The following is a 14,851-nucleotide window of genomic DNA, read 5'->3' as shown; positions in this document are numbered from 1 at the left end:
AATGCGCCGTCGCCTACGCAGCCGCAGACCCCGCATCAAGCCTTCCGCATTCCCGCGGTTGCAACTGGAACGCCTGTCCCCGCGCCTGTCGCACTGGCTGCTGATCCTTCCAAGCCTCGCCGCTGCCGTATTCGCGCTGGCCTTCGTGATCTTCCTGGTGCAGAACGTCCAGAACGACCGCGACCGTGAGACCTCCCAGCTCAACGAAGACCTGCAATGGCTCAAGCAGGCGCTGCGCTTCCAGGTCGCCAGCGACCAGCGCGATCTGGAAACCCTTTCCACGGTACTGACGACTCAGGGAATCGGCTCGGCCGACTTCATCGGGCGCAGCCTCTCGCTCATGCAAAACAACCCCGAGGTGCTCGGGCTGGAATATGTCGACGCGCACGGACAAACACGCTGGCGCGCACCTTCGACCGTGCGTTCCGACATCATCAGCACCAAACACCCCGCGCTGCGCGCTGCGCGCGAACAGGCAATACGGAACAACGAAACCGTTCTGACCCAACTCATGACCGACGAGCGCGGCAACAGCCAGATCGCCATCGTGGCTCCAGTCAAACTTGCCCAAGGCGAGCGTCGCTGCCTGGTTGCATGGATATCGCTGCGCTCGCTGCTGCAACTGCGCACGCCCTGGTGGATCAACCAGCGTTACGAAATCGGCTTGCTGGAAGCAGACGGCAAACCGATCGTGGCGCGATTCGAGCGGACACAAAAAACCGTCTTCACGCGCAGCGTCCCGCTGGAGCTCGCCCCCCCCGACCTGCTCCTGGCCGCCTCGCCCAACCCGGAAAACGATCGGGGCTGGGAATCGGCACTCACCGTCTCGCTCGCGCTTCTGGCCGTACTGATGATCGCCTCGACCTGGGCCCTGCGCCTGCACATCAAGGGGCGGCAGGCGGCCGAAGCACGGTTGCGCCAGGAAACGGCGATGCGCCGCGCCATCGAGGATTCGCTGGTGACCGGCATCCGGGCGATGGACCTGACCGGCGTGACCCTGTATGTCAACCGCGCTTTCAGCGAAATGGTCGGCTGGAGCGCGGAAGAGCTGCAGGACGGCATCCCGCCCCATCCCTACTGGCCGCCGGAAGAGCAGGGGCGCTGCCAAACCGTGCACGATGCCATCCTCACCGGGCAGTTCGACACCAACGGTTTCCAGATGAAGCTGATGCGCAAGAACGGTGAACGTTTCGACGTGCGCATCTATGTCGCCCCGCTCGTCGACGGCGACGGCAAGCACACGGGCTGGATCAGCTCGGTCTACGACATCACCGAACTGCAACACGAGCGCGAGGCGCTGCAGGCCGCGCACGAGCGCTTCGTGACCGTACTCAACGGGCTCGACAGCGGCGTGTGTGTCAGCCATGCCGATTCCGGCGAAGTACTGCTGTCCAATGCCCATTTCGACCGCGCTTTCGGGCTGCCCGAGCAGCGCGGCCCCTGCTGCGTCGCGCCGTTCTTCCCGCGCCATGCAACACTGCCGATCGATGCGGAATGGTTCGACGTCTACCGTAACCGCTGGTATTACATCCAGAACCGCCGCAGCGTATGGGTCGACGGCACCGTGGTCTGGCTGGATACGGCGACCGACATCACCGCGCGCCGCGATGCCGCCGAGCGCGAGCGCCTGCAGAACGAGCAGTTGCAACAGACTGCGCGGCTCGTCAGCATGGGCGAGATGGCCTCCAGCCTGGCGCATGAACTCAACCAGCCGCTGGCCGCGATTGCGAGCTATGCATCGGGCTGCCGCAATCTTCTGGCGCAGGACCGCCCCGATCTGCACCAACTCGATCAGGCCATGGAAAAAATGAGCGGGCAAGCCAAGCGCGCCGGCCAGATCATCCGCGGCATTCGCGAGTTCGTACAGCGTCAGGCCCCGCACCGCAGTCTCTGCCACATCGGCGAGCTCTTCGATACCGTGGAAGAGCTGTTGAAAGCCGAGCTGCAAATGAACCGCATCAGGCTCACGATTGAACAGGAAACCGAACTCCCGCCGCTGTTCGCCGATGCGGTCATGCTCGAACAGGTCATTTTCAACCTCATGCGCAACGCCGTCGAAGCCATGCTCTCGACGCCGGCCGACCGGCGCACGCTGCAAGTCAGGCTGTCCCGCGATCATGACCAGCTTCGCGTCGTGATCGCCGACCGCGGGACTGGCATTGTTCCGGAACAACTGGAACAATTGTTCAAACCGTTTTACACCACCAAGGAAACCGGCATGGGGATGGGCCTCAACATCTGCCGCTCGATCATCGAACACCACCAGGGCCGGCTGTGGGTAGAGCCCAACCCCGGCGGCGGAAGCCGCTTCATCTTTACCGTGCCATTCTGCGAGGAAGCCCCGAATCATGAATCCTGAACGCCGTATCGGCATCGTCGACGATGACGAAGCGCTCCGCGACGCCCTCTCCTGGCTGTTTTCCACGCGCAACCATCAGGTCAGCACGTTTGCCGACGCCGAATCCTTCCTGGCCGCCTACAGCCCCGACGATTTCGGCTGCCTGCTGCTCGACGTACGCATGCCCGGCATGGGCGGGCTGGAAGCCTTCTCAAAACTCAAGGAATACGCCTACTGCCCGCCCGTGATCTTCCTTACCGGGCACGGCGACGTGCCGATGGCAGTCAGCGCCCTCAAGCAGGGCGCGGCCGATTTTCTGGAAAAACCTTTTTCCGACAATGAAATGGTCGATCTGGCCGAACGCTGCCTGGCACAGGATGCCGAGCGCCGCCGCACCTTCGAAGCCCGTGAATCCGCCGAAGCGCGTCTCGCGCAACTAACGCCGCGCGAGCGCGAAGTCATGAAGCTGATCCTGGTCGGCCGCCTCAACAAGCAGATCGCCGACGATCTTTCCATCAGCATGAAAACCGTTGAAGTCCACCGCGCCCGCACGCTGGAAAAAATGCAGGTCAAGACGGCGATGGAGTTGGCGGCCTTGCTGCGCGACGCCGGCATCGAACCCTAATAGGCGGCTGCGCCTGCTGAAACAGGCTCCACCTCTCCAGCAGGTAGCACGGACGCAGCGCAGCGAAATCCGGGAGCACGGGTTCAAAGACAAACCGGGTTTGAGGCGACCACCAACGCCCCCCAGATTTCACGTTGTTTCATCCGGGCTACCCGCTTCATCCTCCCTCTCCCTCGCAGGGAGAGGGCCGGGGAGAGGGTAGCGCCCCCGGTAAACTCCTGCCCTGTCACTGCAATTTGAATCTTGATCCGGCACCACCTACCCTGAGAGGTGAACTTGCCCAAGGAAAGTGTCATGCCCGAAAACACCGCAGCCCAATCGCTCGATCTGCTTCTTTCAGCCGCGCACGACGCACTGTGGGCCTGGGATATCGACGGCAATCGGGCCGTCTGGGGTGCAGCTTGGCGAACGATCACCGGTCAGGGCAACGATGCCCGGCTCAAGCCCGGTATCGAAGAATGGCAGGACCGCCTGCACCCGGACGAGCGCAGCCAGGTTCTCCACACACTGGAACAATACCTTGCCGGCAACACCGCACGCTTCGAATCCGAACACCGGCTGCTGCACGAAGACGGTGGCTACCGCTGGATCGCGGCCAGCGCCATATGCGCGCGCGACGCTTCGGGCAAAGCCCTGCGCATGGCCGGCTCGTTCACCGACATCACCGAACACAAGGTTCTCGAACCCTACACACGGCTGCCCAACCGCATCCTGTTCCTCGACCGGCTGGAAAGATCGCTGTCCCGCCTGCGCTTCGGCGGCAACCACGCGGTCGGCGTGCTCTCGGTGCACCTGCAATTGCCGGCCAGCCATGCCGACCAGCTCACCCATGACGAACAGGCCCAGCTTGGCCGAATCCTGAGCGAACGCATCACCGCCGAATTGCGCCCCTGGGATTTCGTCGCCCAGTTCAACGTACTGGAATTCGCCGTCCTGCTCGAAATGGTCGCGTCGGGCACAGACCTTCCCACCATCACCGACCGTCTGTTCAAGGCGCTGCATCGCCCGATCCAGGTCGGGCAACACAGCCTCCAGATCAGCGCCGCCATCGGCTCGGCCGATACCGCCACGGTCAGCGGCAACGAAGAACGCCTGCTGCGCGCAGCCGAAAGCGCCGCGCAACTCGCCGCCACGCACGGTGATTTTCGCCATGTGAGCTTCGACCCGGCCACGCAGGAACAGCTCGCCCACCGGCTGGCGCTGGAGCGCGACATCGTCGCGACCTTGATGGAGCGCGGCTTCGAGCCTTGGTTCCAGCCCATCGTGCGCCTCTCCGATGGAGCCATCACCGGCTTTGAGGCACTGGCACGCTGGCCGCGCGACGGGGAAACGCTCCCGCCCAAGCAATTCCTGTCTTTCCTCGAACACAGCGGGCTCGTCAGCCAGTTGAGCTGGATCATGCTGGAAAAAGGGCTGACATCGCTGGCCGCCTGGCACCAGCAGGGGCTGTTGCGCTCCGATTGCCGGCTCAACGTCAACCTCTCTGCCGACCAGCTTCTGGAACCGCACCTCGCGGGATCGGCACTGGCCTTGCTGGAAGACCTGGCGCTTTCCCCTTCCCTGCTGAACCTTGAGTTGCCGGAGAAAGCCGTCCTGCGCCAGAACGACAAGGCTCTGCGCGCCGTGAACCTGCTGCGCGAACAGGGCGTCGGAATCGTGATCGACGACACCGGAACCGGCATGAGCTCGCTGCCGCAACTGCAGGCGTTTCCACTGGATGCCCTCAAGATCGACCGCGCCTTCGTCCAGCGTCTGGAAAGCGACGAAGCCGCCTGCAACATGGCGCGCTCCGTCATCGCACTGGCTTCGGCACTCGATCTCACCGCCATCGCCGAAGGCGTGGAAACCCCCGCCCAGCTCGCCTTCCTGCAGGATAACGGCGTGCACGCCGCGCAAGGCTTCCTGTTCGGCAAACCGATGCCGGCCGAAACCGTGCCGCAATGGCTGGAAAGTTCAAAACCCTTGATCGTCGATTTGCTGACCCCGGCCCTTTGACTTGCCCGCACACACCACGCAGCCAGCATCCTGGCTGCGTGTTTTTTGTCACCCCGCCGCCATCGTGCACAGGTAAAATTCTGCATCCGCGACACAAGGACAGCACCATGACCTTCAAGATTTTCATCGACGGCCGCCACGGCACCACCGGGCTCAAGATCGACGAGCGCCTGCAAGCCCGCAGCGAGATCGAAATCCTCACCATCCCGGAAGCCCAGCGCAAGGACGCCGCCGTCAAGGCCGAATTCATCAACCGCGCCGACGTCGTGTTCCTCTGCCTGCCCGATGCGGCCGCCAAGGAATCCGTCGCCCTGCTCGACCCGGCCAACAAGAAAACCCGCATCCTCGACGCCAGCACCGCACACCGCACCAACCCGGACTGGGTTTACGGCCTGCCGGAACTCTCTGCCGAGCAGCGCGAGAAGGTCAAAAACGCGCAGAAGGTTGCCGTTCCCGGCTGCCACGCCAGCGGCTTCAACCTGGTCATGCACCCGCTGGTCAAGGCCGGCCTCGTTCCCGCCGACTATCCGGCCTCCTGCCATTCGGTCACCGGCTATTCCGGCGGCGGCAAGGAAATGATCGCCGACTATGAAACCCGCGGCGCCGAAGAACAAATGAAGAGCCCGCGCCAGTACGCGCTGGGCCTCGCCCACAAGCACCTGCCGGAAATGCAGACCATCAGCGGGCTCGACTTCAAGCCGATCTTCAACCCGATCGTCGGCCCGTTCGCGCAAGGCATGGTCGTGACCGTGCCGCTGCACACGCGTCTCTTGCCCGGCCGGCCCGATGCGCAGGCCATCCACAAGCATCTCGCCGACTGGTACGCGGGGCAAACCTTCGTCAAGGTGCTGCCTTTCGATTCCGCCGCCTATCTCGATGGCGGGTTCCTGCCGGCGACAACGTGCAACGACACCAACCGTGCCGAGCTCTTCGTCTTCGGTCATGCCGAGCAGGTCATCGTCTGCGCACGTTTCGACAACCTCGGCAAGGGCGCATCCGGCGCCGCACTGCAATGCATGAACATCATGCTCGGCCTCGACGAAACCACGGGCCTCGCCGCATGATCGACGCACTCGGCCGCGACACCGCCCCCACTGCCGCAGCGGCAATTCGCGGCCGACGCTCGATCCGGCGTTTTCTCGATACGCCGGTCGAGCGCGACACGATCCTGAAACTGCTGGATCTCGCAGCCTGCGCGCCCAGCGGCGTCAACACCCAGCCGTGGCAAGTGCATGTGCTGACCGGAAAAAAACGCGCCGAAGTCAGCGCCGCAATTCTGGCCGAAAACGAAAATCCGACCTTCGAGCACAAGGGCGAGTACGACTACTACCCCGCCGAGTGGGTCGAACCGTACTTGGGCCGCCGCCGCGCCACCGGCTACGGGTTGTACAGCCTGCTGCAGATCGACAAGAAAGACACCGCGCGCATGCGGGCGCAGTGGGCGCGCAACTACACCTTCTTCGACGCCCCGGTCGGGCTGATCTTCACAATCGACCGCTGCATGGGAATCGGCAGCCTCATCGACTACGGCGGCTTCCTGCAAACCCTGATGATCGCCGCGCGCGCCGAAGGCCTCGACACCTGCATCCAGGCCGCCTTCTGCGAATACCACCCGATCCTGCGCCGCCTGCTCGACATCCCCGACAGCCTGATGATCGTCTGCGGCATGGCGCTGGGCTACGCCGATACGGCTGCGGTGGAAAACACGTTGCAGACACCGCGGATTGCGGCGGGGGAGTTTGCGAGGTTTTACGAATGATTTGCCGGGGCCTGTGGGGTTCACGACAGTGATGTTTTATTTGAATACGCCACCGGTGGTGGAGATACCCGCTAGGCAAAATCGGAGACGACATGGAAACTCATGACAAAATTCTACTGGCGGGTGAGTTACTTGTTGATGCCGCAAAAACTTACCGGGCTGGAGAAACAAATATTGATTTCGCCAAAAGCATTTTACTGGCCGGCGCAGTGATCGGCATTGTTGCTCCTTGGCTAGAAGAGCTAGGGGGAAAGCCATCTCAAACTCAATTGGCCGGAATGGCTGCAAACCTCAAAGGCGTCCCTCTAACCAATCTCCCCCTGAATGAGCAACAAAAAGAAATCGGCAAGTCAATCGCTTTTTACCGCTTGACGTACAACTCGCTGAAGCATGCAGGACGCGGCGAAAAAACAAAACCATCAGACGACCGGTTCTTTGAGGCCAACTTAAAGGAAGAAGCTTATTACCTAATAGGCAACGCCATTGATGACTACAACAAACTTCCCCTGTCCCGGCAAACAATCAACACTAAATTATCCGACGACTTGCTAACCTTACTGCAATCTCACTGGGCAGCCTTGTAGGGCGGGTCATCGACCCGCGCGAGCCGGAGTTTGAGAAAACCGAACCCGCCCCTGTTGAACTTGTTGGTTCTTTGTTTCGCCTTCGGCAATCTTGATCCGGTGGGTTACGCCTGCGGCTAACCCTCCCTACGATTGGGCTCTCTCCGTGGGAATTCCCATCGATTGCAACGGGCGAGCGAGCCAAAGCAGGTTGCGGGAGGCCGGAGCCTTGTAGGGCGGGTCATCGACCCGCGCAGGCAGGTGCTTGAAAGAACAACCCCGCTCCTTTGAACTTGTTGGCTCTTTGTTTCGCCTTCGGCGATCTTGATCCGGTGGGTTACGCCTGCGGCTAACCCTCCCTACGATTGGGCTCTCTCCGTGGGCATTCCCATCGATTGCAACGGGCGAGCGAGCCAAAGCAGGTTGCGGGAGGCCGGAGCACAGGAACCGGGATGGGCATGAAGCCCATGAGGATTCCGCGCACCGCCCGACCGCAAGATGCGAAGGCGCAGCCGCCCGCCCCATCATTGGGCTTTCTTCGTGGTCGTGCCGATGCCACACGCCCCTTCGGGCGAGCGAGCCAAAGCAGGTTGCGGGAGGCCGGAGCACAGGAACCGGGATGGGCATGAAGCCCACGAGGATTCCGCGCACCGCCCGACCGCAAGATGCGAAGGTGCAGCCGCCCGAAGGCTACACTTCCACGATGTGGCTTTCCTTGACCTCTTCCATCACCACATAACTGCGCGATTCGATCGCCATCGGCAACTTGAGCAGGATGCGGCCGAGCAGGCCACGGTAGTTCTGCATGTCCGGGATGCGTGCCTTGATCAGGTAATCGAACTCGCCGGCCACGAGATGGCATTCCAGCACTTCCGGCACCAGCGCCAGTTCGCGCTTGACCGCGTCGAATATCTCCGCCGATTTCTTGGACAAGCGCAGTTCGACGAACACCAGAATGCGCAAACCCAGCAGTTGCTGATTGAGGTGGGCGTGGTAGCCGGTGATCACACGTTCCTGCTCCAGCCGCTTGACCCGCTCACTGACCGGGGTGGGCGATAGCCCGACACGCGCGGCGAGTTCGGTAATGGGAATCCGCGCCTCGCGCTGCAGGATGGCTAGGATTTTGCGGTCGATCTTATCGAGTTCGTGCATTTCACTGCTCCGATCCATTTTTGGCGCACTTTGCAGTGAAATTCACCGTAGAAAATTGAAACATTAGGTACTTCATCTGCATTGGCATCCATATACTGAATTATCCGCTAAAAATACACAATCAAACGCCCGGCGGATCGCCATCTACTTCCAGTTCCAGATGGAAACGAGACGCGGAAGAGGCGCGCAGACAGTGCAGATAGCACGGCAAGCGCCGATGACAAAGTATCGTTTCTATCTGGGATTGGAATACAAACGGAGAAGAAAATGCTGATCGGAGTACCCAAGGAAATCAAGAACCACGAATACCGGGTCGGCCTGACCCCGGCTGGTGTGCGCGAACTCGTTGCCCACGGCCATCAGGTCATGGTTGAAAAACAGGCCGGCACGGCCATCGGCTTCACCGACGACCAATACCAGTCCGCCGGCGCACGCATGGTCGATACCGCAGCGGAAATTTTTGCCCGCTCAGAGATGATCATCAAGGTCAAGGAACCGCAACCGGTCGAATACATGCAGTTGCGCCCCGGCCAGATTCTCTACACCTACCTGCACCTCGCTCCCGATCCCGAGCAGACCAAGGGCCTCGTCGAATCCGGCGCGATCTGCATCGCCTACGAAACCGTGACCGACATCCGCGGCGGCCTGCCGCTCTTGGCTCCGATGTCGGAAGTCGCCGGGCGCATGGCGCTGCAAGCTGCGGCGCGCGCGCTGGAAAAATCGCAGGGCGGCTCCGGCGTGTTGCTGGGCGGCGTGCCGGGCGTGGCGCCGGGGCATGTCACCGTGCTCGGCGGCGGCGTGGTCGGCATCAACGCCGCACGCATGGCGATGGGGCTGGGCGCGGACGTGACGATCCTCGACAAATCCCTGCCGCGCCTGAAGGAAATCGACAACGATTTTGACGGCCGCATCAAGACGCTGTACTCGACGCGCGATGCGATTGAAGCGCAACTGAAAGTGGCCGATGCCGTGATCGGCGCGGTGCTGATCCCCGGCGCCGCCGCGCCCAAGCTGGTTACGCGCGACATGCTCAAGCTGATGAAGCCGGGCTCGGTGCTGGTCGACGTCGCCATCGACCAGGGTGGTTGCTTTGAAACCTCGCACGCCACCACGCACCAGGAACCGACCTACGTGGTCGACGGCGTTACACACTACTGCGTCGCCAACATGCCGGGCGGCGTCGCGCGCACTTCGACCGTCGCACTGACCAACGCCACGCTCGCCTTTGCGCTGGCAATTGCCGAAAAAGGCGTGAAACGCGCCCTGCTCGAAGACGGCCACCTGAAGAACGGCCTGAACGTCTGCTGCGGCAAGGTCACCTACGAAGCCGTCGCCCGCGATCTGGGCTACGAATACGTCCCCGCCGTCGATGCCCTGAACGCGCTGTAAACATCAGACCTCCCTGCCCTTCTCCCTCCCCCTTGAAGGGGGAGGGCCGGGGAGAGGGTGAAACGCCGGGATGGCGCAACCATCCCAAACCCTTCATCATTCCGGTCTTTGCCTTTCCCCGAAAGACCGCCATGGCGCTCAAAGCCACCATTTGCAAGGCCGATCTGCAGATCGCCGACATGGACCGCCACTACTACGGCAGCCACTCCCTGACCATCGCCCGCCACCCGTCGGAAAACGACGAGCGCATGATGGCGCGAATCCTGGCCTTCGCGCTCAACGCCAGTGAATCCCTCGCTTTCACCAAGGGCCTGTGCGATACCGACGAGCCGGACCTCTGGCAAAAAGACCTGACCGGCGCGATTGAGCTCTGGATCGAACTCGGCCAGCCCGACGAAAAACGCCTGCGCCAGATCTGCGCCAAGTCGGCACAGGTAATCGTCTATTGCTACAGCGGCCGCTCGGCGGAAATCTGGTGGGAGCAAATCAAGGGCAAGGCACAGCGCTTCGACAATCTGCGCGTCTGCAACCTGCCGCCCGCCGACGTACAGGCAATCGCCGCGCTCGCCCAGCGCAGCATGCAGTTGCAATGCACGATCCAGGACGGCCAGGTCTGGCTCGCCGACCAGAGCGAGAACGTGCAGGTGGGCGTGGAAATATGGAAGGACAAGTAACCCAGAGCGGGGCGAAGCGGCAACCAGCCCGGCATTCGCCTTGCGCTACCGCACTATTGGCCAAGGCCAGCGATACCCCCTTGGCCAGCGCCAAAGGAGTGGAGCGAGACCCAGGCTCGCGACCGACTGCGGGAAGCCCGGAGGGCCGCAAGGCGGGGTCGCCTTTGGGGTGAAGGGGACTTTGGCGAAACAAAGTCTCCTTCCCGCCCGCCGTGCGGAAACGGTATTCAAAAACAACGCGCCGACAGGCGCATAAATCCGACGTTCATTGTCCGTTTCGGCATAACCACCAAGCCTCTGAAACAAAAAACCCGGCTTCGCAACCGGGTTTTTTATTGCGTATGGCGCAGGTAAAAGCCTGTTTCAGCAGGCGAGCGAGCCAAAGCAGGTGGCAGGAGGACGGAGCGCAGGAACCTGAATGTACATGCGAGTACATGAGGATTCCGAGCACCGCCCGACTGCCAGATGCGAAGGCGCAGCCGCCTGATGGAATAGGCGCTTATTTTTCGAGCAGAATCCGCAGCATCCGGCGCAGCGGCTCGGCTGCACCCCACAGCAACTGGTCGCCGCAGACAAAGGCGCTGATGTATTCCGGCCCCATGTTGAGCTTGCGCACACGGCCAACGCCGATCTGCAGGCCGCCGGTGAGTGCAGCCGGGGTCAGTTCCTTGACCGAGATTTCGCGCACGTTCGGCACCCACTTCACCCACGGGTTGCCGGACTGGATGAGGGTTTCGATCTCGGCCAGCGGCAGGTCTTTCTTCAGCTTCATGGTCAGCGCAAGGCTGTGGCAGCGCATCGCGCCGATGCGCACGCACAGGCCGTCGACCGGGATGATGTCGGTGTTGCCGAGAATCTTGTTCACTTCGGCCTGGCCCTTCCATTCTTCCTTGGATTGGCCGTTGTCGAGCTGCTTGTCGATCCACGGGATCAGGCCGCCGGCGAGCGGCGCGCCGAAGAATTCGGTCGGCACGTCTTCGCGGATCGCCTTGGCCACCTTGCGGTCGATTTCCAGGATCGCGGACGACGGGGTGGCGAGTTCATCCGCCACGGCGCCATGCACCACGCCCATGCCCTTGAGCAGTTCGCGCATGTGGTTGGCACCGCCGCCGGATGCGGCCTGGTAGGTCATGGAGCTGACCCACTCGACCAAGCCTTCGCGGAACAGCCCGCCCATGCCCATGAGCATGATGGAGTTTGTGCAGTTGCCGCCGATGTAGTTCTTCACGCCCTTGGCGAGCGCGGCGTCGATCACGTTGCGGTTGACCGGGTCGAGAATGATGACGGCATCGTCTTCCATACGCAGCGTGGAGGCGGCATCGATCCAGTAGCCGTTCCAGCCGGAGGCGCGCAGCTTGGGGAAGATTTCCGTGGTGTAATCGCCACCCTGGCAGGAAATGATGATGTCCATGGCCGAAAGTTCGGCAATGCTGTTGGCGTCTTTCAGCGTGCCGGCGGATTTATCGAAATCAGGCGCAGCCTGCCCGGCTTGCGAGGTGGTGAAAAACACCGGATCAATCAGGGCAAAATCCTTTTCTTCCTGCATGCGCTGCATGAGGACCGAGCCCACCATACCACGCCAACCGACTAGGCCAACCTTCTTCATCACACATTCCTTCCGGGAAACATTGCATTGCGGAACCAATGAGAATACTGAAAAATCCGGGCTTTGGCGAGACAAAAAAGCCGTTTTTGTAAGGGTTTACCCTATGCGCGTATTGCTCCAGCGGGTTCGTGAAGCCCGTGTCGAAGTCGAAGGCCAAATCACGGGCGCCATCGGCCACGGGCTATTGCTGCTGGTCGGCATCGAAAATTCCGACACTGCGGAAGACCTCGACTGGATGGCGGGCAAGCTCGCGCGCCTGCGCATCTTCCCGGACGAAAACGGCGTGATGAACCGCAGCGTGCAGGATTGTGACGGCGAAGTGCTCGCGGTATCGCAGTTCACGCTCTACGCCGATTATGCCAAGGGCAACCGCCCTTCGTGGGGGCGCGCAGCCAAGGGCGATGTCTCTCAGCCGCTGTTCGAAGCCTTCGTCAAAAAGCTCGAAGCCACGCTCGGCCAACCGGTTCCCACCGGCGTTTTTGGTGCCGACATGCAGGTGCATCTGGTCAACGACGGCCCTGTCACGCTGATGCTCGACTCCCGGCCCGATTGAACCTATGTTGAACCACAGAGACACAGAGGCGCAGAGAAGAGCTAGAAATCAGAACCTTGTTATGTTGAGTTGCCTATCCGTCTGGCGAGGTAACCTCAAGGCATCTTGGCTTGTCTTTTCTCTGTGCCTCTGTGTCTCTGTGGTGAGAAATTTTGGATGAAACAACCTCCCTCACACCCCTCCCGGCTTGCCGATGCCCGCGCCACGATGCAGCTCGCCTGGCCGATCATGGTCACGCAGCTCGCGCAGATCGGCTCGGCCTTCGTCGATTCGACCATGGCCGGGCACTACTCGGCGGTCGATCTCGCAGCGATTTCGGTCGGGGGCTCGATCTGGGTGGCACTCATGGTCACGCTGCTCGGCCTGACGCTGGCGATCAACCCCCTAGTAGCGCATCGCGTCGGCGCCAAGGAACATCACGCCATCCCAGGCATCGTGCAACAGGGGCTCTGGCAGGGGCTGGCTTTCGCGGTGGCGGGCATGGTGCTCGCGTGGCTGATCGCGCCGTTTTTCAGCCTTTCGGGGCTCGATGCCGAAGGCGCGGACAAGGCCACGCGCTTTCTGCGCGCCGTGGTCTGGGGCCTGCCGGCGCTGGCATTCCACCGCGTACTGGCCGGCTACAGCGCCAGTCTCAACTGCACGCGGCCGATGATGTTCATTGCGCTGTTCGGGCTGGCGCTCAACGTTCCGGTCAACTGGGTGCTGATCTACGGCAAGTTCGGCTTTCCCGAACTCGGCGGCGTAGGCTGCGGTTACGCAACGGCTTTCTGCATGTGGGTCAGCGCGGTGCTGCTCGCGGCTTGGGTGCGCTGGGCGCCGATCTACCGGGAAACCCAGCCGCTCGGGCACTGGCAGGCACCGCAAACCGCCCTGCAAAAGCAGTTGTTCAGGCTGGGGTTGCCGATCGGCATGTTGTTCCTCGTCGAGGTCAGCGCCTTCAGCCTGGTTGCGCTCCTGATCGCGCGTCTGGGCAACACGCAGGTGGCCGCGCACCAGATCGCGCTCAACTTCACCGGCATCGTGTTCATGATCCCGTCCGCGCTCGGCCATGCCCTGACCGTGCGCGTCGGCCATGCGCTGGGCGCGGGCAACCCGCAGCAGGCCCGCCTGATCGGCACCACGGGGATCGTCATGGGATTGGTCTACGCGGTGTTTTCCGCGCTGCTGATCGGGCTGGGGCGCGAAGGCATCACGGCGCTCTACACCTCGGATGAAGCTGTGCGCAGCCTGGCGATGCAGTTGCTGTTCTACGCCGCCATCTTCCAGCTCGGCGACGCCACCCAGACCATCATGGCCGGCATCCTGCGCGGCTACAAGATCACCAAATGGCCGATGCTGGTCTACATCTGCGCCTTCTGGCTCTTGGGAATCCCGCTCGGCTACGCGCTGGCTTTCGGCTACGGACAAGACGCCAGCGGTTTCTGGCAGGCGCTGGTGTTGGCGCTGGCACTCGCAGCGGGGCTGCTGTACGGATTATTCGTTCGGGAAAGCCATCGGCTGTTGCGCGCGTAAGAACCTGCCCAAAGTCTGTCGCGAGAGAATCTCGCAGCAAACCTAAACAGGTTCGGAGGAATCGCCCCAGCGCGCCATCAGCGCATGCGGCACGCCCAGTTGATCGAGAATGCGTGCGACGACGAAATCCACCAGATCGGCCACGCTTTGCGGGCGGTGATAGAAACCGGGATTGGGCGGCAGGATCACCACACCGGCGCGCGACAGCTTGAGCATGTTTTCCAGGTGGATTGCAGAAAACGGCGTTTCGCGCGGCACCAGGATCAGCTTCTTGCCTTCCTTGATCATCACGTCGGCCGCGCGCTCCAGCAGGTTCTCGGAAAGCCCCGCCGCAATCGCCGCCATGCAGCCCATGGTGCACGGGCAAACCACCATGCCGTCTCCGGGATTGGAACCCGATGCCATCGGCGCGAACCATTCCTGCAAGCCCCAGACCTGCAACCGCTCCGCATCATCAACCCCGAAACGCTCGCGAAACAGCGTGGCCATTTCTGCAGGACGGGACGGCCAGGTTTCGCCCAGCTCCTGTCGCGCAACAATCTGCGCCGCCTGCGTGCATACCAGATGCACGCGGCAACCGGCTGCGAGCAGGCATTCGAGCAGGCGCAAGCCATAGGGCAGACCAGACGCGCCGGTAAAGGCCAGAGTAAAAGTTTTATTCATGCTCAATATCTCACCACAGAGA

General features: G+C 62.1%; 13 protein-coding genes. 10 read left to right on the top strand and 3 right to left on the bottom strand.

Going from position 1 to position 14,851, the window contains the following annotated elements; genetic code table 11:
* Position 1: 1 nt before the first annotated feature.
* The 6 genes from BMZ36_RS05350 (at position 2) to BMZ36_RS05320 (ending at position 7,301) form a co-directional block, all read left to right on the top strand.
* Positions 2 to 2,359, top strand: a complete 2,358-nt coding sequence (locus tag BMZ36_RS05350; protein WP_177187791.1) for an ATP-binding protein — start codon at positions 2 to 4, stop codon at positions 2,357 to 2,359.
* The gene (locus tag BMZ36_RS05345; RefSeq protein WP_091192409.1) at positions 2,349 to 2,963 is read left to right on the top strand and encodes a response regulator transcription factor; all 615 of its coding nucleotides are present in this window, start codon (positions 2,349 to 2,351) and stop codon (positions 2,961 to 2,963) included. The genes BMZ36_RS05350 and BMZ36_RS05345 overlap by 11 nt, the downstream gene beginning before the upstream one ends.
* A gap of 294 nt (positions 2,964 to 3,257) precedes the next feature.
* Positions 3,258 to 4,958: a putative bifunctional diguanylate cyclase/phosphodiesterase gene (locus tag BMZ36_RS05335; protein ID WP_091192404.1), complete on the top strand. Its 1,701-nt coding sequence runs from the start codon at positions 3,258 to 3,260 to the stop codon at positions 4,956 to 4,958.
* A 107-nt stretch (positions 4,959 to 5,065) separates the two neighbouring features.
* Positions 5,066 to 6,022, top strand: coding sequence for an N-acetyl-gamma-glutamyl-phosphate reductase (argC, locus tag BMZ36_RS05330; protein WP_091192401.1), 957 nt, complete (start codon positions 5,066 to 5,068; stop codon positions 6,020 to 6,022).
* A complete protein-coding gene (locus BMZ36_RS05325; protein ID WP_091192399.1) occupies positions 6,019 to 6,717 on the top strand; it encodes a nitroreductase in 699 nt (232 codons plus the stop codon). The genes argC and BMZ36_RS05325 overlap by 4 nt, the downstream gene beginning before the upstream one ends.
* Before the next feature lie 92 nt (positions 6,718 to 6,809).
* Positions 6,810 to 7,301 carry a hypothetical protein gene (locus BMZ36_RS05320; protein ID WP_091192397.1) on the top strand — a complete coding sequence of 164 codons (492 nt, stop codon included), beginning with the start codon at positions 6,810 to 6,812 and terminating at the stop codon, positions 7,299 to 7,301.
* 669 nt (positions 7,302 to 7,970) lie between these two features.
* Here the strand turns inward: BMZ36_RS05320 and BMZ36_RS05315 are convergent.
* A complete protein-coding gene (locus tag BMZ36_RS05315; RefSeq protein ID WP_091192667.1) occupies positions 7,971 to 8,432 on the bottom strand; it encodes an Lrp/AsnC ligand binding domain-containing protein in 462 nt (153 codons plus the stop codon).
* 267 nt (positions 8,433 to 8,699) lie between these two features.
* Between BMZ36_RS05315 and ald the strand changes: the two genes are divergently transcribed.
* Together ald and BMZ36_RS05305 are read left to right on the top strand one after the other, a co-directional pair.
* Positions 8,700 to 9,821 (top strand): alanine dehydrogenase, encoded by a 1,122-nt coding sequence (gene ald / locus BMZ36_RS05310; protein WP_091192392.1) that lies wholly within the window; start codon positions 8,700 to 8,702, stop codon positions 9,819 to 9,821.
* Positions 9,822 to 9,952: 131 nt separating this feature from the next.
* Entirely contained in the window at positions 9,953 to 10,495 is a 543-nt protein-coding gene (locus BMZ36_RS05305) for a YaeQ family protein (protein WP_091192388.1), read from the top strand.
* A gap of 499 nt (positions 10,496 to 10,994) precedes the next feature.
* Here BMZ36_RS05305 and asd read toward each other — a convergent pair whose 3' ends face one another.
* Positions 10,995 to 12,101 carry an aspartate-semialdehyde dehydrogenase gene (gene asd / locus BMZ36_RS05300; protein ID WP_091192385.1) on the bottom strand — a complete coding sequence of 369 codons (1,107 nt, stop codon included), beginning with the start codon at positions 12,099 to 12,101 and terminating at the stop codon, positions 10,995 to 10,997.
* Positions 12,102 to 12,204: 103 nt separating this feature from the next.
* Between asd and dtd the strand changes: the two genes are divergently transcribed.
* Positions 12,205 to 12,654, top strand: a complete 450-nt coding sequence (dtd, locus tag BMZ36_RS05295) for a D-aminoacyl-tRNA deacylase (protein WP_091192383.1) — start codon at positions 12,205 to 12,207, stop codon at positions 12,652 to 12,654.
* Between the two features lie 156 nt (positions 12,655 to 12,810).
* Positions 12,811 to 14,166, top strand: a complete 1,356-nt coding sequence (locus BMZ36_RS05290) for an MATE family efflux transporter (protein WP_091192380.1) — start codon at positions 12,811 to 12,813, stop codon at positions 14,164 to 14,166.
* Between the two features lie 42 nt (positions 14,167 to 14,208).
* Here the strand turns inward: BMZ36_RS05290 and BMZ36_RS05285 are convergent, their stop codons facing one another.
* A complete protein-coding gene (locus BMZ36_RS05285; RefSeq protein ID WP_177187790.1) occupies positions 14,209 to 14,829 on the bottom strand; it encodes a flavin prenyltransferase UbiX in 621 nt (206 codons plus the stop codon).
* Positions 14,830 to 14,851 lie beyond the last annotated feature (22 nt).

It is taken from the genome of Formivibrio citricus (assembly GCF_900115065.1).
Taxonomy (GTDB): Bacteria; Pseudomonadota; Gammaproteobacteria; order Burkholderiales; family Chitinibacteraceae; genus Formivibrio; species Formivibrio citricus.
This window is presented reverse-complemented; position numbering and strand designations above follow the sequence as displayed.

Excerpts from the sequence above, each read along its gene's own strand:
- BMZ36_RS05350 (WP_177187791.1), top strand. The coding sequence starts at position 2 with ATGCGCCGTCGCCTACGCAGCCGCAGACCCCGCATCAAGCCTTCCGCA.
- BMZ36_RS05345 (WP_091192409.1), top strand. The coding sequence starts at position 2,349 with ATGAATCCTGAACGCCGTATCGGCATCGTCGACGATGACGAAGCGCTC.
- BMZ36_RS05335 (WP_091192404.1), top strand. The coding sequence starts at position 3,258 with ATGCCCGAAAACACCGCAGCCCAATCGCTCGATCTGCTTCTTTCAGCC.
- argC (WP_091192401.1), top strand. The coding sequence starts at position 5,066 with ATGACCTTCAAGATTTTCATCGACGGCCGCCACGGCACCACCGGGCTC.
- BMZ36_RS05325 (WP_091192399.1), top strand. The coding sequence starts at position 6,019 with ATGATCGACGCACTCGGCCGCGACACCGCCCCCACTGCCGCAGCGGCA.
- BMZ36_RS05320 (WP_091192397.1), top strand. The coding sequence starts at position 6,810 with ATGGAAACTCATGACAAAATTCTACTGGCGGGTGAGTTACTTGTTGAT.
- BMZ36_RS05315 (WP_091192667.1), bottom strand. The coding sequence starts at position 8,432 with ATGCACGAACTCGATAAGATCGACCGCAAAATCCTAGCCATCCTGCAG.
- ald (WP_091192392.1), top strand. The coding sequence starts at position 8,700 with ATGCTGATCGGAGTACCCAAGGAAATCAAGAACCACGAATACCGGGTC.
- BMZ36_RS05305 (WP_091192388.1), top strand. The coding sequence starts at position 9,953 with ATGGCGCTCAAAGCCACCATTTGCAAGGCCGATCTGCAGATCGCCGAC.
- asd (WP_091192385.1), bottom strand. The coding sequence starts at position 12,101 with ATGAAGAAGGTTGGCCTAGTCGGTTGGCGTGGTATGGTGGGCTCGGTC.
- dtd (WP_091192383.1), top strand. The coding sequence starts at position 12,205 with ATGCGCGTATTGCTCCAGCGGGTTCGTGAAGCCCGTGTCGAAGTCGAA.
- BMZ36_RS05290 (WP_091192380.1), top strand. The coding sequence starts at position 12,811 with ATGAAACAACCTCCCTCACACCCCTCCCGGCTTGCCGATGCCCGCGCC.
- BMZ36_RS05285 (WP_177187790.1), bottom strand. The coding sequence starts at position 14,829 with ATGAATAAAACTTTTACTCTGGCCTTTACCGGCGCGTCTGGTCTGCCC.